The sequence below is a fragment of the Staphylococcus argenteus genome, from assembly GCF_000236925.1.
GTDB classification, from domain to species: domain Bacteria; phylum Bacillota; class Bacilli; order Staphylococcales; family Staphylococcaceae; genus Staphylococcus; species Staphylococcus argenteus.
In genome coordinates this window covers 741,927-760,829 of sequence record NC_016941.1, presented here as the reverse complement: position 1 = coordinate 760,829, position 18,903 = coordinate 741,927, and the positions used below count along the sequence as shown (strand labels likewise).

Sequence of the window (18,903 nt, the reverse complement as noted above, 5' to 3'; positions counted from 1 at the left end):
GTTGACTATGCATTTAACAGCAAGATGATGTGATAGATAATATGACCTTTCCAAATTCTTTATAAAATTATTGGTCTATTAATCTATATCACAATTTAATAACTATGAAACTGGTACATCCTCTTTGATGAATGTTTTTCTAATTTGAATCATCATGGATAATTCGCCCTATCTATCTTTTAAATACAAAAATCGGATGGTGTGTAATCTATTACAGATTAAATCACTCATCCGATTTATAAATTGTGATATGTGTACTTAGAATCCCTTTTATATGCTATGTATGTACCTCTTATGATACACATAACATAATCCGTGTTGGTGGAACTCTATTTAATAGTTAATTGAGCTCAGTTTAAAAGTAATAAACCTCTACTTATCTATATCTGATAAAAAATACTGCTCAACATCTTTCCAACCATTTACGCGTTCAAAACGATCGTCATTTATATTATGCACCGCAGTAAACATAATTGGTGTTCCAGTAAAAATTTCAAGTTGTCTGGGATTATCGTCAATTAAATAATCGGTTTTGACAATATTCTTTCTACCACAAAAAACAAAATGTTGTGGATCTAAAAATGGAAAGAATTCAAGTAACCATTCATATTTATCGCTAAATGAAGTAGGTACATCCATTGCAGCTGTGGCAATATACACATCATAATGTTTAGTTAATTTTTCAACAACTTCTTGTGCATGCGGCATCACTTTAAGATGTCTAAAGAAACCAGGCTCTCTCAAAACTTCAGTAATTAAACCATCATGTTCTGGAATAACATGTTTTAACTTTTGACCATTTAAGGCTTCCATCTTAATACCTAAATCTGCCCTATGATTGACAGCATCAATTATTTCTCCTAATGTATCTGCCAGTACTTCATCCATATCAATCGCAATTGATTTACGGGTCATTTTAATCTTCTCCTCAAAATATCAGTATTGGTTCAGTATAGCAAAAATTTATGTTCGACAAAATAATATAAGACTTGTACTATCACAATACCTTTATTATAAATTTATAGCATCAATAAATTAACAACTTTATCAGTATCAATAAATTCAACTTTAAGTTGTCACTTCATTTACCCAATATGGTATTACTTAATAACTAATTTAAGGCATATCTAAATTATAGAAACCAGTGTAATAAAAGTTTTTCATTTTCAATTGAAATCTTCTCTTTTTATTGACATAAATGACATAATACCTTCAACACCCGATTCAAGGTAGGTTTTCACACAATTTTATTTTGATTCTTACTCATATTTAAAATTTGATAATACCTCTATCATTTTGTCATTTTGTTCTTTAAATCCAATCGTAATTCTAACTCCTGTTGGAAATGGTCGAGTAATACACCCTACATTTAGAAGCGCTTCATACAATTCATTTACATTTGTCGTCTTTACAAATATAAAATTCGTTTGACTTGGTAAAAAATGCTCACTTTGAGGTAATTGATAAAATCTTTCTCGTTCAGTACTATTTTTATGAGTAATTTCTTTCAAATACTGTTGGTCTTCTAATGCTGCAACTGCTGCATATTCAGAAATACGTGTAACATTAAACGGTGGTCTAATGATATTCCATTTTTCAATTGCTTGTTCACTCGCAACAACATATCCTACACGTAAACCAGCTAAACCATATGCCTTTGAAAATGTACGTAATAAAAAGGCGTTGTCATATTTTTCCTGTAATGCTAAAGTATCTGGAAAATCTTGAGCTGTTACAAACTCAAAATATGCTTCATCAATAATTACTGGAACATTTGAAGGTACTTGAGATAAAAATGAATCAAGTGCTTCATGATTGAAATAAGTACCTATAGGATTATTCGGATTACATAACCATACTAATGCGGTATCCTCATCAATTGCTTTTAAAATTCCTTCTAAATCGAAGCCACCATTTTTTAAAGGAACTTGTACAACATTAGCCGCTTCTACAATTGCATTATGGTAATATTGACCAAATGTAGCTTCACTTGTAACGATAGTGTCGCCTGGTCTTAATACTGCCCTTGAAATCATTAATATAACTTCATCTAACCCGGCCCCAAATAATATACGTGAAGGTTCCACGTTTAAAAATTTGCTTATCGCCTTTCTCAATGTAGGCGCTCCTGTTTCTGGATAATAATATAATTCATCTAAGTGTGCAGTTATTGCTTCTTTTACTTTAGACGATGGTCCATATAAGTTTTCATTCGATGCTAGTTTATATAATTCTCCTTCAATTCCATACTTTTCTTTTAATGCCCTTGGTGATAAACCCGGCTGATATGCTGATAATTGATTAAGTTGTTCTTTCATAATAGAAACAGCCTCCTTTAAATTGACTGAAATTTTAAAAAACTTACATTTATTATATCTCTCTATGTTTCTAAAATGCAATGCTACTATTTTCACAATTTGCAATTGTATCATTGTGATTTCTCGCTCATAATATGTCACTAAGTTTGCATGTTTAGACTTAACAAATACATACATTTAAATATAGCAACGCCACATAAGATATAATGTGGTGAACCTCATCTTATGTGGCGTTGGTCGTTATTTGATTAACCCTTTTGCTTTTAAATAATCCTTTGCAACGGTGTAAGGATCTTCGTTTTTGACTGTTACTTTGTAATTCATCATTTGCATGTCTTCATCAGATATTTTGTTTGCTAATTTGTTTAGTGGCTTGATGATTTCTGGATGTTTCTTTAAAAAGCTTTCTTTGAATAAAGGCGCACCTTGATATGGTGGAAATACATGTTTGTCATCTTTTAACACAACCATATCATATTGCTTTAATTCTGCGTCAGTCGAATACGCATCGATTAAATTAATATTACCTTTATTAATTGCTTGATATCTTAATTTAGGTTCCATTGTACGTATATTATTCAAGTCTAAATTATACGCTGTCTTAATTGCTTTGTAACCATCTGGACGATCATTAAACTCTAAAGTAAATCCTGGTTTAAGCTGATCCTTAACTTTATTAAGATCTCCAATTGTTCGTATATTATGCTTTTTAGCAAAGTCACGTTTTACTGCTAATGCATAAGTGTTATTATATTTCATTGGCTTTAACATTGTCATCTGATATTTCTTTTCAAGACTCGTTTTAGCTTGTTCATAAACTTTATTCTCTTCTTTTGATTTCAATGGTTCTTTTGTTAATTCGCCTAAAACTGTACCCGTAAATTCCAAATAGCCATCAATATCATCAGATTTTAAAGCGTTGAATAAAAATGCAGTTTTTCCCATTCCATCTTTTACTTCAACAGTATTATTTGTATTTTCTTCAATTAATATTTTGTACATATTCGTAATAATAGACGGTTCAGAACCAAGTTTACCAGCTAATGTAATTTTTTCTCCTTTTTGCGCAAACATAGGAATAGCAATGGCCAATATAATAATCATGACAATGACACCTAACGTCATCAATAATTTTTTATACGATAATTTAGCCATAAATCTTAAAATTAAATCAAAAATAATTGCTAATAATGCGGCAGGAATAGCACCTAATAAAATTAATGATGCATTGTTACGGTCTATACCTAATAAAATTAAGTCTCCTAGTCCACCTGCTCCAATTAATGCGGCAAGTGTCGCAGTACCAATGATAAGTACCATAGCAGTTCTAATACCCGCCATAATTACAGGCATTGCAATTGGCAATTCAACCTTAGTTAAACGTCTAAAAGGCTTCATCCCTATACCTTTTGCTGCTTCAATCAAAGAAGGATCTACTTCCTTGATACCAGTATACGTATTTCTTAATATAGGCAACAGCGCATAAACCACTAATGCAATAATTGCTGGTACGCGACCGATACCAAATAGCGGTATCATTAATCCTAATAATGCTAATGACGGAATCGTTTGTAGTATTGCTGCAATATTCATTACGATTTCAGATATCGTTTTAGTTTTAGTTAGTAAAATACCAAGTGGTACAGCAATCGCAGTCGCAATTAATAGTGCTATAAATGATATTTGAATATGTTCAATCATTGTAGATAATAATTGTCCCTTACGTTCACCCAGTATTTCAAAAAAGTTAGTCATGTTGAGCTACCCCCTTTTGTTGGGACAAAAACTTAAACATATCTTGTCTATCAATGACATACTGTCCAACATGGTCTTCACGCTTAACAATAACACGTTCGTGTTCTGCTAAAAGCTGATATAATTTTTCAACTAGTTCATAGTCATCTACAATTGGAAAATCTCCCGTTGATGTAACTTCATCTATAGGTCTCATAATATTCAAATCACGAATACTTAAATTATGCTCAACACATGGTGCTTCATCTTCCAAATGGCTACCCATAAATTGTTTTACAAATTCACTCTGTGGATTGTTTTTAAATCCTTCTGGTGTATCAATTTGTTCAATATGACCTTCATTTAAAAGACAAATTTTATCGCCAAGTTTCATAGCTTCTTGAATATCATGTGTTACAAAAATAATTGTCTTCTTTATTTTTGTTTGAAGTTCAATTAAATCATCTTGCAATTTTTCTCGGCTAATTGGATCTAATGCACTAAACGGTTCATCCATTAAAATAACTGGAGGGTCAGCTGCTAATGCTCGTATTACACCGACACGTTGACGTTGACCACCTGATAATTCATCAGGCTTTCTATTTTTATATTTAGTTGGTTCTAAGCCAACCATATCAAGTAATTCATCCACTCTTTTATCTATGTCTTTTTCTTTCCACTTTTTCATTTGTGGCACTTGTGCTATATTCTCTTTGATTGTCATATGTGGGAATAATGCAATCTGCTGTAATACATAGCCAATATCCCAGCGCATCTCATACACAGGATAATCACTAATTGGTTTATCTTTAAAATAAATATAACCTTCACTTAAGTGAATGAGTCGATTTATCATTTTTAAAGTTGTTGTCTTTCCACAACCTGAAGGTCCAATTAATACAAAAAATTCGCCTTCATTAATATTGAAACTAATGTTATCAACAGCAACATGTTTGCCATAACGTTTAGTTACATTTTTAAACTTAATCACTTTGCCACCTCTTTTTTTCTCATAGCATAAAACCGAGATTATATGTATGTATTCCCTATTTAACCATGTTTATTACAAATTTCAAATTTAAATGATTAATATTTGAAGTTTTTTATCAAAATAATGAATGAAATACAATTTTCAGTATAAAATTAGGATTATTTTTCTTATATTTAGAAAAAACACCCAGTAAAACAATGAATGTTTACTAGGTGTCCTAATCATACTTTTGCTTTATAATTTTGGATTGTTTCTAAAAATGCTGGGCAATAGTGTTTTAGCTTATAACTACCAACACCATCAATATTAATCATATCTTGCTTCGAAGCAGGTTTACGTTTAGCAAATTCTTCTAGTGTATAATCCGAAAAAATACTTACAGGTGCAATGGTTAATTTGTCGCTTAATTTTTTACGAACTTCCACTAATTGACTGAATAAAGCACGATCAACACCTTCAACTGTATTAATAAATACTTTTTCAGTTGCTTTTTGTTTAAATGGTGTAGTAAAAACTTCTACCTTATTACTAAGTAATTTTTTAATTGATGTGTCACACATTAATATTTCATCATTTTCATTTAAAAATCCTTTAAACCTTAGTTCATCAATTAAATGACTTAATTCCGATGTTGTGTAACCTTTCATTAATCCATGGGTTGAAATTTGGTCATAACCTTTATACTTAATATAATCGGTCGTTTCACCTCTAAGCACCTGAATGATTACACTATAGCTTTCCTGTTGTTTCATACGCGCAATACAACTAATAATCATCTTTGCTTCTTGAGTCATATTATATGATTTATCTTGTTGAACACAATTACTACATTGTTCACATTCTTCTAATTTCTCATTCGGTTCAAAATAATGAACTATTGTTGCTTCTAAACACTTTTTCGTTTTAGTATATTGAATCATTTTAGTTAATTTTTCGCCCATTTTATCTTTATAGTCATCATCAGCTTGAGAGACTGTTATAAAATATTCGTGCAAATTGATATCACGTTCGCTAAATAGTAAAATACATTCACTTTTCAAGCCATCACGACCCGCACGTCCTGCTTCTTGATAATACGACTCTAAATCACCAGGCATATTATAATGAATAACAAAACGAACATTTGATTTGTCAATTCCCATACCAAAAGCATTTGTTGCAACAACTACCTTCACACGATCAAATAAGAAGTCGTTTTGTGCTTCCTCACGCTCTTTATTACTTAAACCTGCATGATATATAACACTTTCTATCTTTTGACTTTCTAAAGCTTCTTTAAGTTCTTCAACCTGTTTACGTGTCGAACAATAAACGATGCCTGCATCTTCATCGTGAGATTTAATGTAATCAATGACATATTTTTGACGTTGATACGTAGGGTTAACTTTAAAAATCAAATTTCTACGTTTCGTACTTGTTTTTACTTGATCAGTTTGAGCAATATTTAACTTTTCTCTAATATCTTGTTGAACTTCAACAGTTGCCGTTGCGGTTAACGCAATAATTGTAAAATCTTGAGGTAAAGTAAATACTTTAGAAATAACATTTTGATAACTTGGTCTGAAATCATGTCCCCACTTGGAAATACAATGGGCTTCATCAAATGCAATTAAATGTATTTTGATACGTTGAAGTAAATTTAAAAAATATCGATTTTCAAATCGCTCTGGTGCTACGTATAAAAATTGAATTTCACCATTCGATAATTCTTTTTCAATACGTTGTTGTTCTTTTTGTGACAAACTGCTATTAAGAAAAGCAGCTTGTATACCCATCGCTTTTAATTGATCCACTTGATCTTTCATTAATGAAATCAAAGGACTTATAACTATCGTTGTACCGCCTAACATCAAACCTGGTACTTGATAGCATATCGACTTACCACCACCTGTTGGTAAGACACCAAGCACATTACGATGGTCGAGCACTTTACTTATAATTTCTTCTTGTCCTGGACGAAACGTTTCATATCCAAAGTAATGCGATAAAGTTTGTTGCATCATATTTGACCCCTTATTGTTGTTCTTTAATTTCTTCTAACTCACTCCACCTTGTGATGTCGATATCATATTGATTTTCCAGTTGTTCTTTTTCTTCATTTAATTCTTTAATTTTCCCATAATCTGCACTAGCTTCTATCATCAGTGAATCAATTTCTTCCATACGTATTTCAGCTTGTTCAATACGTTCTAATAATTGTTCGTACTCTAATTTTTCTTTGTATGATAATCCACTTTTCTTACGTACAGTTGTAGATGCTTTTACTGGTTGCTTAATTGCCGTTTTATTTTTATCTAAGGACTTTTTATAGTTTTCATAATCTTCGAACGTGCCAATAATTTTTTCCATTTTGCCATCATGAATAAACCAATATAACTGGGCTACTTTATTTAAAAAGTATCTATCATGACTAACTGTAATGACTGTACCACCAAAAGTATGAATATAATCTTCAAGTATTGTTAATGTTTCAGTATCCAAATCATTAGTAGGCTCATCTAATAATAAAACATTCGGTTGATGGACTAGTAAACGCAATAAGTATAGGCGTTTTTGTTCACCACCTGATAATTTATAAACTTTTTTACCATGAGTTGCACTTGGAAATAAAAATCGTTCAAGAAGTTGTGTAATAGAAACGGAAGTACCATCTTTTTCTTTAGCCAGTTCACTTTCTTCTCTTAAATAATCAATCATTCGAATGTCTCTATCTAAAGTTTCATCTGTCTGCTTAAAATAGGCTATTTTAACTGTCTGCCCTGTTTTTAATGTACCTTCAAAATATTGGTCTTCTCCACTCAAAATATTCAATAAAGTCGTTTTCCCAGCACCATTAGGACCTACAATACCAATTCGTTGACCTTTTTGGATAATTTCATTCACGTGTTTGAATAGCACTTTATCATTAATAGACTTTGATATACTTTCTAATTCAAATACTTGTTTACCTAACCTTGAATATGCAAGGTTCAATTCACCTTTATCTTCTTTGAATGGTTGATTAACTTCCTGTTCCAAATCATTAAATCGATTAATTCTAGCTTGTTGTTTTGTTGTTCGTGCTTTAGCACCTGCTCTCATCCATGCAAGCTCTTCTTTGTATAATGCGCGTTGCTTTTGTTGTTGCTTTTGAAGCGTAACTTCTTTTTCCGCACGCATTTCAATATAGGATTCATAATTACCTGGATATGTTTCTATTTTTCCTCTTTTTAATTCTATAATTCTGGTAGAGACTTCATTTAAAAAATATCTATCATGTGTTACAAATAATACAGTGTGTGGATATTGTTTTACGTAGTTAATTAACCAATTAATTGATTCAAAATCTAAATGGTTCGTTGGTTCATCTAATAACAATAAGTCTGGTTGTTCAATTAACGTTTTAGCCAGAACAACACGTTTTTGTTGTCCACCCGATAATTCTTTAATTTGCTTTGTCGTATCATGAATACCTAATTTTGATAAAATAGTTTTAATTTCAGCATTATAGTCCCAAGCATCATGTTGATCCATAGCATCTTGTGCGTCCATCATTCTCTTAAATAATTGATCACTTTGATTAACAGAATAAGCTTGAACTGCTTGTTCATATTGCTTAATGATTCTTAATGTTGTTGTATCAGAGCTTAATACTGCATTGAAAACAGTCATCTCGTCATCTAAGTCCTGTTTTTGAGACGAATATCGAATTCGATATTGGTTTGGATGCATTACATTGGCAGTAAAATCATCATCAATACCACCAATTACTTTTAATAACGTACTTTTACCTGTACCGTTTATACCGACTAAACCAATTTTCTCACCTTCTGATATTGATAAATCAAGGTTATCGAAAATAATTTTATCGGCATATGATTTATTTAAATGTTCAATTTTATATGCTTCCATACCCATCTTCCTTTATCTAATAAAATCTATACGTTCTTAAATCAGTTCTATATATTATACACCTTTTTCAATTCGAATGAAATCGATACCATTAAGTAGTACCCAACAAAAATACTTTATATTTTTAACCATTAAGATTTATTCATAATAAGAAACGAGCGCTTAATAAAAAACTTTTCATTAAATCTATTTTATTTGCTCTAAATACGACAAAACCCGAATTGATTCATTATCAATTCGGGTTGAAATTATATTATTTTTTAGAGTTTGCTTTTGGTCCTGTTTCATATTTATACTTCGAAGGGTTTACCTTTTTGAAGTCTGGATTTTTATAAAATCTAAACAAGTCACCGTTAAGCACATTGTCACTCATTTCGAGATCTTTTTCAACTTGCTTTTTATTCTTTTCAAAGTCAGCAGGTTTAGTAGTTAATAGTTCATTATTTTTGTTTGAATAAATTTTACCATTAACATATTTATAATCTTTCGTTATAAAGTCACCATTTCTGAATGGTACAACTTGATTATGATCTTTAGAGAACAAATCAGTACCAAACATTAAATAGTTCTTAGAATCAATACCAGCTAAATGTAGAATTGTTGGCATAACATCTACTTGTCCAGCATATTCGTTATTGATACCGCCAGATTTACCTGGGATTTTAATCCAGAAACCAGTTCTGTTTAAATCTGTAAATTTCGCTGGTGTAATTTTCTCGCCTAATAATTTTTCCATTGCATTATTATGATTTTCAGAAATACCATAATGGTCACCGTAAATCATAATTACAGAGTTGTCATATAATCCTTTTTTCTTCAAGTCATTGATATATTCTTCTAAAGCTTCGTCTAAATAACGTGCTGTTTGAATATATCCGTCTACCGTCGCATCACCTGTATTAGGTTTTTCAATCGTTGCATCCTTTTCATCTAATGTGAAAGGATAGTGATTTGTTAATGTAATTAAATGTGAATAAAACGGTGATTTCATTTTAGCTTGATAATTCGCTGAATCTTTGAAGAAGATTTTATCTTTCAAGCCTAAATTAACAACATTTTTATCAGACATATCATAATATGTTGCATCATAAAACTTATCTATACCAAAGTGTTTGTATACTTGGTCTCTGTTCCAGAATGTTTTATAGTCACCATGCATTACATCAGATTTATAACCTTGCTTTTGATCTAAAATTGCTGGTAGTGACTGATACGTATTATCACCTTTTAGTGAATAAGCAGAACCTTGTGGTAAACCGTATAAACTATTATCCATTGTAAACTCAGAATCAGATGTTTTACCTTGTCCTGTTTGATGGAAGAAATTAGGGAAATAAGTAAACTGTTCTTTCCCGCTTGATAGTTTATTTAAAAACGGTGTAACTTCTTTACCATTAACTTTCTTATTAATTAAGAATGTTTGGAAACTTTCTAAATGAATCTTAATAATATTTTTCTTCTTAGCTACCCCATAATATTCTGGGTTTGGCTCTGTTTGACGTTGTTTAGTATAATTCAATACTTTTGTTAAATCATCTTCAGATGCCAGTGCTTTTTGTTGATTATTTTCGATTGTTTTCACACCATCATATACTGTGAAGTTATATGGCCCTAAATATTTAACTAAATATTTATGGTCAAATGTACGTGTTAACAATTCAGGTCTGTCTGTTTCAGCAAAAGCTAAGTTTAAGAAGAATAGTGCTACTGATGCCGCCATAACAACAGGAACAAATTTCTTACTAAATGCTTTTGTGTCTAACCATTTCGTTTTAAAGATTAAAATGAATAAGTAAACTAACGTATCAATGAAGTATACAAAGTCATACCATTTGAATGAAGCACTAACAGCTCCACCCATTGATTCTACGTTACCTACTTGGTTCAAAGTACTAAACGTTAAAAAGTCTGAGAAGAATCTAAAGTACACAACATTGGCATATAAAAGGAAAGTTAATAAGAAACCACCTATAAACATGAACCAAAATGCTTTTTTACCTTTAAAGAATAGAAAGACACTTAAAATAAGTGCTACTAAACTATATGGATTCATCAATAAAATTAAGTTTTGTACTAAACCTTTAACACCTAAAGAAAAATCAACATAATAAGAAAAATACGTCTTCAAGGTAATCGTTATTACAGTTAATAAGAAGAACGCAAAAAGACTAATTTTCTTTTTTTGTGAACTCATGATTCTTTCCCCCGTTATTTAGATATTAAATCTTGCGAAAGTACTTGAATAAATTAGATATTAACATTATGTAGTTATATAATCAGCGTGTTTAAAAGTTAACATTGTCATAATTAAAGTAATTACTTTCAGATTTAAGTTTTAAAAATTCCATTATTTGTAGCTTCAACCTGATTGTTTACCAGTAATTGATTGCTACAATGCTTCATTAATCATGTAAATTTCTGTTTTTATATTTATCATCCAATTAACAAAGTTAAACTTTGTAATCAAATTGTAATAATAAGTATAGCTCAATTAATTAATATAGAGTAATTTTAGTCAAAATTCAAGTAAAAACACACTTTATCTTTCTCATTTTCTGCAAAACAAGAAAAATATTTATGTATTTTGAAATCAAAACACAGTATTTTTTTATTATACAGCGGGAGAATTTTTGTTTCATCAGACTCTGGTATGAGCTTTCTATATTGACTTACTTCAACATTTCTAACTGCATCCTGTATTCTATACCATGGAAAAGCTGATTAAGCCAATTACTATATTTCACAAGATTTTTTTCGGCCGTTAAAATATCTATAAATTGAAATTTTAATCTTGAACCTTGTGGTTTTTGTGCTAATTTTGTTAAATGGTAACTTGCTATCGTACCTAATTGTGGATAGCTACCTAATGTATAATGGTCATTCAACAGAATAATTGGTGTACCATCACGCTTAATTTGTATAGTCCCTTTTTTTACTGTTTGATAGGGAGGCATATCTTCGTAAAAAGCTTTAATCTTTTCACCTTCTAACATCATCCCCATTCTATTAGCTTTGCTCGTCACTTTATAATCATGTTTAACAAAGCGCTGTATCGCATCTTCTTTAAAGTCTTCAGTACCTTTATTTTTAATAACATGAAAGACATCAGACATATAATTAAATGATAGCGCGTATCCATCAATCCCCCAATCAGTTTGTTTAGTGTGTTTAAGGTTTTCGAATAGTTTATGATGTCGAGATGTATATGATCGTTTCAGTTTGATTACATCACCATCTTGTAGTTTCCTGCCATGAAAACCACCAATCTTCACATTAAAATCTGTAGAGTTTGATTCGAGCCATTCATCTAATTCAAATCCGCCACCAACTGCAAGATAAACACGAGAAGTGTGACTTGTTTCTTTAAATCTTAGTATGTCACCTTTATCTATTAAATATAATTTATAAGGTACTATTGTCATATGATCTGTATAGGCTTTAACGTGTCCACCAGCCAATGCTATAAGTGTAGGTTCCGTAAATCGAATCGTCGCCATTTTATTAGTCATTTCTAAAGTCGCTTCATTTTTATCATTAGCAACTAATCGATTAGCAATTTCATGTGCTAAAGTATCAAGTGCACCACATGGAATTACACCATCATGCTCATATCCTCTTCTACCAAAGTCTTGAAAGCTACTGAATAAACCACTTTTTTCAATTATGATTGCCATTTTAATACGCTCCCCGTTCTAATTCATCCTTATTAATTGGTTTGAATTTAATGTTATCTCCTAATTTTAAACGCGCGAAATTTTTTTCATTAGGATTAAAAAGAGATATTGGTGTATAACCAATGACTAGCCAATCATTAAATGTATCAGTAGTCACAATACCGCACTTTTTACCTTCTAAGACAACCGAACCTGCGGGGATAAATTTTTTCTCATTACTTGTATGATTAACATATAACTTTTTATTTAATCCAGTTAAATATGGGAAACCAGGTGAATATCCCATCATTGAAACAAAATATTGCGATTTGGAATGTAGTTCTATAAATGATTCTAATTTAAGTTTGTAGTGCTTTAATAGCGCTTCTAAATCAGGTCCATAATTTGCTCCATAAACAATAGGTATCTCTATCGATTCTTGTTGTTTAAATTCATGTTTTATATTTAAATGAATAGATTCAATCAACGCTTTCATATAGAGAAAAGGTGACTGGATATTATGATGTTTAATCATATCTCTTGCATCATACACAATCATCATATCTGATTCAGAAGGTACAATTTCTATAATAAAAGGATAATTTTGTTCAACTAAATATGATCGTAATGTTAGTAAATCTTCTGTTAAGCTTTTAGATACTTCTTTTTCAATTGCTACAACGATAGCTTGGTCACCTTGACTATATATTTTCATAAGTACACCTCTTCAAAATTTATACACATTGGTATATTTACGTTCTTTCTATTTTAATTAAAGAACTCATTAACGTTTTACTTGAGTTTTATACATGACTTACTGATGATACAGTAAATCCATCATCCTAACAACATATGGCATAATTTCACGTATCAACGCGTAGACTAGTACAAAACTAATAAAAGTCGTTATCGTTGCTACTAGACGAACAAAGTATGTTCTATTTTCAGTAAGCAATCGATTTACAATGCGATGATTTGCAATAACTAAAATTAACAACAGTACGATATAAACAATGATCATATTGGTCCCCATTTAACATTATTTTAGCTTTCAACTTAATTTCTACATTATTATTTCTTTTATTTTAAAGGCAAAGGTGTACAACAGCAACCTCTCGTAAACTATTTATGAGAAATAAACGAATCTCATCATTATGATATTTAACAATTAATTCATTTTTATTAAAATCTTTCTCAGTTAGCTTGTTTTGATCTATTAAATAAGTCCTCATACACCCTTTTAAGAAATCTCCATCATATATGGGCGTATACCATTTACCATTTTCTTCAATTATTATATTTCCAATGTCGAATTCAAGCACTTTACCGTTCGCAGATGTTAGCAATATTAAATCTGTTTCGTGTTGATGATCTAAATGTTTCCGTTCTGTCGTTTTATTGTTTAAAAAAATTGGGTTAACAGAATCTGGTAGAGTTTGTATCTTAGCCGTAAATACATTTTTCTTCGGTAATGGTGCAACTATCGTTTCAAAATCACCTTCAGCATTCAAAATGACTTTCAATCTATATTCCCCTATAGGATATTTACATGCCACTTCTTTGATAAGTTTATGCCAAATTTGCTCATTGAATTGAAAGTTCAAGCGTTGAGCAGAATTTTTTAATCGTTTTGTATGATATTTAACTCTTGAAATCTGACCGTTATCAATTTTCATTGTTTCAAATAATTGCATCATAACATCTCCAAAATCTTGGTTTTTGCATAAAATTCTTTAACTTCATCCAATGGATTAGAGTCAATCGTTATACCAGCTCCAACTCCATAAACCGCTTGTCCATTTTTATATTCGATGGTACGAATTGGAATATTGAAAATCATCTTTTGGTCATCATTAGGTATTAATAATCCAATTGCACCACAATAAATGTTACGTGGTGTCGTTTCTAATTCATTTATATAAGACATTGTATTTATTTTAGGGGCTCCTGTAATCGATCCGCATGGAAATAGTGCTGTTAAAATTTGTAATAAATCGGTATGCGATAATAAAGCTCCGCTTACCATAGTAGTCATTTGAAATACTGTGTTATATGTCTCAATAAAGAAAGGTTTATACACATTAATTGTCCCACTTCGAGAGATTCTACCTATATCATTGCGCAGTAAATCAACAATCATTACATTTTCTGCACGATCTTTCGTTGATGTTTTTAAGGTTTCATAATTTAATCGGTCCTCTGTCTCTGAAGTTCCACGGGGCATTGTTCCTTTCATCGGCTTACTAATAATGATATTTTCCATACCTTGGAAATCCCCTTTTTGGAAAAATAATTCTGGTGAAATTGATGCTACTTGAACTTCATCGGTATCTAACAATACCGTATAATTTCCGTTACCAAATTGTGTTAACCGATCATATAAAGTCGCAATTGGATAATATATTTCATCTGTAAGTCGAGTTGTATAGTTTACTTGATATGTCTCACCTTCTACGATGGCTTGTTGGACACGTTTTATATTGGCTATCATATTTTCAAATGTTTCTGTAAACGAAAATTGATGTTTGGATTCATACGTTACAGATTGATTGTTATCTGAAACCACCTTTTCAACTTTTTTAAAACTATATGCAGCCGCAATTATATTGTCCAACTCTTGAAAATGCGTTGCCATTGAAGTGTTAAAATACTTTGCTGCTTCATAACTTAAATATAATGCAACATAATTACCTTGCTGTTGTTGCGCTTCAGCAAATTGAATTACACTACCCACTTCCTTCAAATTTGTAGCTATATTTTTAGCAACTAAATCATTCATTTGAATATGATGTTGCTCATAATCATGCACATTTAAATAATAGCGATAATTAAATTCTATTTTCACTATTTTCACACACCTTTGCTAAAAATAATTCAACTTGTTTATAACCATATTCACTCAATATAGATTCAGGATGATATTGTACGCCATACGTTGGGTACGATTGATGTTCTAATCCCATAATGATGTTCTCATCATTTGTGGCAGTTATTGTTAAGCATTTTGGGAACGATTGTTGTTCAGCAATTAATGAGTGATAACGCATCACATTAAAGTTTTGTGGAATACCTTTAAAAATACCCACGCCTAAATGTTGCAATTGTGTTGTATGTCCATGTACAGGTCGTCGGCTATGTATTATTCTTCCACCAAAATACGAAACGATACATTGAAAGCCTAGACACACACCTAAAATTGGAATCTGTTTATGAAAATTTTTTATTACTTTATAAAGTGAAGGATAATCATCTGGTTTACCAGGTCCAGGTGAAATAATGATTGCTTGTGGCGCTATATTAATCACCTGTTCCATCACAAGTGAATCAATACCTATAACCTCAACCGGTAATTTGGTTTGTGTCTTAATATAGTCAATTAAGTTATATGTAAATGAATCATTGTTATCTATGACTAGAATCATATTAAACTCCCATTCTAATTATGTTATTTATTTTTAATATGTTATTCTTGTATCTTCAACATTAGTAGCATTGTCACTTGACTGACCTTGATTTTAACTACTATATGGTTTATTCTAATCTTCGTACATAAATTAATATCAGAGGTTCCTAGCTGAAACCCTCTATAAAAAACTAGACACTGAAATTTCAAACTTCTGTTGGTATGCCTTATAAATTATATTATATGAGCAACCCATTTCTTTCGTCTATCTTTTATGGAGATAGGCTTTTTTTATTTTCTTTATTAATAAAGAAGCTTATCAATGTCATTAACCTCGCTATTAATTTTATAAATGATAGGAGCGATTATAATAATGGAAAGCGTATTAAATAATGAAAAAGCAATCGTCGTCTTTAGCGGTGGTCAAGACAGTACAACGTGTCTATTTTATGCAAAAAAGCATTTTAAAGAAGTCGAACTCGTAACTTTTAATTACGGACAAAGACATGATACTGAAATTGAAGTAGCAAAACAAATTGCAAATGAACAAGGAATGAAACATCACGTTTTAGATATGTCATTATTATCCCAACTCACTCCTAACGCCTTAACTCAACATGATATGGAAATCACTAACAACGAAGATGGCATACCTAATACTTTCGTACCAGCAAGAAATTTACTTTTCTTATCATTCGCAGGTGCCCTTGCATATCAAATCGGTGCAAAACATATTATTACTGGTGTTTGCGAAACTGATTTCTCAGGTTATCCAGATTGTCGTGATAGTTTTATAAAATCAATGAACGTGACTTTAAGTTTAGCTATGGATAAAGATTTTGTCATCCATACCCCATTAATGTGGTTAAACAAAGCAGAAACTTGGCAGTTAAGTGATGAGCTTGGTGTTTTAGATTATATCCGTACCAATACATTAACTTGTTACAACGGTATCGTTGGAAATGGCTGTGGTGAATGTCCGGCATGTCAATTAAGACAACGTGGATTAAATCAATATCTCGAAAGTAAAGGAGTGCTTTAAAATGTTACAACAAATCTATCCAAGTACAACGCATCCATACCAGTTCGAATTAAATAAAGACTTTAATTTTTCGGCAGCACATCATATTCCATGTGAAGAAGCTGGGATTTGTCAAAATGTTCACGGTCATACGTACTTTGTTAATTTAACCATTGTTGGTGATAAACTTGATGATACAGGTTTTTTAGTAAACTTTAGTCATTTAAAAAAGATGATACACGGTAAATTTGATCATCAATTATTAAATAACTTACCAGCTTTTAAAAATAAAATACCTTCAACAGAAATTGTTGCTGAAACGATTTATCAAATTGTAAAAGAAAATTTAGATATGCTTGAACATCAACCTAAATGTATTCAAGTGTTTGTAAGAGAAACACCAACTAGTTATGTTGTATATAGACCAAAGGAGCAGGTGTAATCCATGGCAAAGATTCCTGTACTTGAAATATTTGGACCAACAATACAAGGCGAAGGTCGAGTAATTGGTAGGAAAACAATGTTTGTTAGAACTGCTGGCTGTGATTATCGTTGTAGCTGGTGCGACTCAGCATTCACCTGGGACGGTAGTGCAAAAGGCGATATAAATCTTATGACCGCAGAAGAAATATATGATGAATTAAAGCGTATCGGTGGCGAACAATTTAACCATGTCACTATTTCTGGTGGCAATCCAGCATTAATTAAAGGCATTCAAGAATTAGTTGATTTATTTCAAGATAAAGGTATTTATAGTGCATTAGAAACACAAGGAAGTAAATTTCAACCTTGGATGACTCAAATTGATGATTTAACGATAAGTCCAAAACCGCCTAGCTCTACAATGACGCCTGATTTAAACAAGTTAGATGAAGTTATTCAACAATGTGTGCCATCTTCATTGAACTTAAAAGTGGTTGTATTTGATGATAATGATTATGAATTCGCAAAAATGATTCATCATCGATACCCTGACATCCCCTTTTATTTACAAGTTGGTAATCCTTATTTATCTGAAAGTGTTAATAATCATACTGCTAAATTATTAGAACGCTACGAACAATTAGTTGATTTAGTAATGCAAAGTAGTGATATGAATCATGTTTATGTATTACCACAATTACACACATTACTTTGGAGTAATAAAAAAGGTGTATAAATATTAGCTGATTTTTCTTTTTATAAGTCGTATCTAATGAATAACAAAATATTAATTGATATAATAGTTGATTGAAGTATAACGAACAGGAGTCCATCATGATTGTATATATATTAATTAATATTGCTATCGTCATACTTATTACTGGATTTAATTTATATCGGCATCGCATGCAACAATTATCATTAAGTGCTATGTTATTGTCTATTACGATCAATGCCATTATAAACACATTCTTTATTGATAAATATAATTTTATTACGATATGTACTATAACTATGTTTATCATTTGGACGATACTACAGATTTATATTGATAAAAAATTAAAACCTGTATATATTACAGATCAAAAATTTATTGCCATTATATTAACGATTGTTGTCAGCTTAACACAACGTGTCACAGACTTCTCAAGTACACAATCCATATATATGTCTATACCATTTTTAGCCCCAGCCATTTTCATTGTCGGTGGTATTATGTTGTTTACTGCAACTTTCAACAATTTAGATAATGATGCTGAAAATAATAAAAAAATTAAACGACTAATGATTAAAGGGCTTATTATCATTAACATATCATTTATCGTGATGATGGTCTTAACGCCATATTGGTATTTATATTTAATCGTTTATATAATTTTCTTATTATTCTTGTTATGGCAAAAGGTGTATAAATTTTAAATTAAAATGCTAAAAAACACTGCTGATTGAATGTTGAATCAGTAGTGTTT

General features: G+C 30.9%; 17 protein-coding genes. 4 read left to right on the top strand and 13 right to left on the bottom strand.

The window, feature by feature from the left end:
- Nucleotides 1–372: 372 nt before the first annotated feature.
- The 13 genes from SAMSHR1132_RS03530 to SAMSHR1132_RS03465 form a co-directional block, all read right to left on the bottom strand.
- Nucleotides 373–915, bottom strand: a complete 543-nt coding sequence (locus SAMSHR1132_RS03530) for a 5' nucleotidase, NT5C type (protein ID WP_000197274.1) — start codon at nt 913–915, stop codon at nt 373–375.
- Nucleotides 916–1,259: 344 nt separating this feature from the next.
- A complete protein-coding gene (hisC, locus tag SAMSHR1132_RS03525; RefSeq protein ID WP_000663040.1) occupies nt 1,260–2,318 on the bottom strand; it encodes a histidinol-phosphate transaminase in 1,059 nt (352 codons plus the stop codon).
- Between the two features lie 240 nt (nt 2,319–2,558).
- Complete coding sequence (locus tag SAMSHR1132_RS03520) at nt 2,559–4,073, bottom strand: ABC transporter permease/substrate-binding protein (RefSeq protein WP_000181000.1); 1,515 nt, start codon at nt 4,071–4,073, stop codon at nt 2,559–2,561.
- Nucleotides 4,066–5,043 carry an ABC transporter ATP-binding protein gene (locus SAMSHR1132_RS03515; RefSeq protein WP_000589253.1) on the bottom strand — a complete coding sequence of 326 codons (978 nt, stop codon included), beginning with the start codon at nt 5,041–5,043 and terminating at the stop codon, nt 4,066–4,068. Before SAMSHR1132_RS03515 ends, SAMSHR1132_RS03520 begins: the two co-directional genes overlap by 8 nt.
- A gap of 221 nt (nt 5,044–5,264) precedes the next feature.
- On the bottom strand, nt 5,265–7,046 hold the full coding sequence (recQ, locus tag SAMSHR1132_RS03510) for a DNA helicase RecQ (RefSeq protein ID WP_014373798.1): 1,782 nt from the start codon (nt 7,044–7,046) through the stop codon (nt 5,265–5,267).
- 10 nt (nt 7,047–7,056) lie between these two features.
- On the bottom strand, nt 7,057–8,940 hold the full coding sequence (locus tag SAMSHR1132_RS03505) for an ABC-F family ATP-binding cassette domain-containing protein (protein WP_169929180.1): 1,884 nt from the start codon (nt 8,938–8,940) through the stop codon (nt 7,057–7,059).
- 247 nt (nt 8,941–9,187) lie between these two features.
- Nucleotides 9,188–11,128, bottom strand: a complete 1,941-nt coding sequence (ltaS, locus tag SAMSHR1132_RS03495) for a polyglycerol-phosphate lipoteichoic acid synthase LtaS (protein WP_000098278.1) — start codon at nt 11,126–11,128, stop codon at nt 9,188–9,190.
- Nucleotides 11,129–11,603: 475 nt separating this feature from the next.
- Nucleotides 11,604–12,608 carry a 5-oxoprolinase subunit C family protein gene (locus tag SAMSHR1132_RS03490; protein ID WP_000974602.1) on the bottom strand — a complete coding sequence of 335 codons (1,005 nt, stop codon included), beginning with the start codon at nt 12,606–12,608 and terminating at the stop codon, nt 11,604–11,606.
- 1 nt (nt 12,609) lies between these two features.
- Complete coding sequence (locus tag SAMSHR1132_RS03485) at nt 12,610–13,302, bottom strand: 5-oxoprolinase subunit B family protein (RefSeq protein WP_000708696.1); 693 nt, start codon at nt 13,300–13,302, stop codon at nt 12,610–12,612.
- Nucleotides 13,303–13,401: 99 nt separating this feature from the next.
- The gene (locus tag SAMSHR1132_RS03480) at nt 13,402–13,608 is read right to left on the bottom strand and encodes a hypothetical protein (protein ID WP_014373797.1); all 207 of its coding nucleotides are present in this window, start codon (nt 13,606–13,608) and stop codon (nt 13,402–13,404) included.
- Between the two features lie 64 nt (nt 13,609–13,672).
- Nucleotides 13,673–14,281, bottom strand: coding sequence for an aminotransferase class IV (locus tag SAMSHR1132_RS03475; protein ID WP_001175786.1), 609 nt, complete (start codon nt 14,279–14,281; stop codon nt 13,673–13,675).
- Nucleotides 14,281–15,432 carry a chorismate-binding protein gene (locus SAMSHR1132_RS03470; protein ID WP_000687467.1) on the bottom strand — a complete coding sequence of 384 codons (1,152 nt, stop codon included), beginning with the start codon at nt 15,430–15,432 and terminating at the stop codon, nt 14,281–14,283. Before SAMSHR1132_RS03470 ends, SAMSHR1132_RS03475 begins: the two co-directional genes overlap by 1 nt.
- Nucleotides 15,416–16,009, bottom strand: a complete 594-nt coding sequence (locus tag SAMSHR1132_RS03465) for an anthranilate synthase component II (protein WP_000604505.1) — start codon at nt 16,007–16,009, stop codon at nt 15,416–15,418. The genes SAMSHR1132_RS03470 and SAMSHR1132_RS03465 overlap by 17 nt, the downstream gene beginning before the upstream one ends.
- A gap of 354 nt (nt 16,010–16,363) precedes the next feature.
- Here SAMSHR1132_RS03465 and queC point away from each other — a divergent pair, with 354 nt between their 5' ends.
- From queC to SAMSHR1132_RS03445, 4 genes are all read left to right on the top strand, one after another.
- Complete coding sequence (gene queC / locus SAMSHR1132_RS03460) at nt 16,364–17,032, top strand: 7-cyano-7-deazaguanine synthase QueC (RefSeq protein WP_000446720.1); 669 nt, start codon at nt 16,364–16,366, stop codon at nt 17,030–17,032.
- Nucleotide 17,033: 1 nt separating this feature from the next.
- A complete protein-coding gene (gene queD / locus SAMSHR1132_RS03455; RefSeq protein ID WP_000941337.1) occupies nt 17,034–17,453 on the top strand; it encodes a 6-carboxytetrahydropterin synthase QueD in 420 nt (139 codons plus the stop codon).
- A gap of 3 nt (nt 17,454–17,456) precedes the next feature.
- Nucleotides 17,457–18,170: a 7-carboxy-7-deazaguanine synthase QueE gene (gene queE, locus SAMSHR1132_RS03450; RefSeq protein ID WP_001062974.1), complete on the top strand. Its 714-nt coding sequence runs from the start codon at nt 17,457–17,459 to the stop codon at nt 18,168–18,170.
- 98 nt (nt 18,171–18,268) lie between these two features.
- Complete coding sequence (locus SAMSHR1132_RS03445; protein WP_000637681.1) at nt 18,269–18,853, top strand: hypothetical protein; 585 nt, start codon at nt 18,269–18,271, stop codon at nt 18,851–18,853.
- The last annotated feature ends 50 nt before the right edge of the window (nt 18,854–18,903 follow it).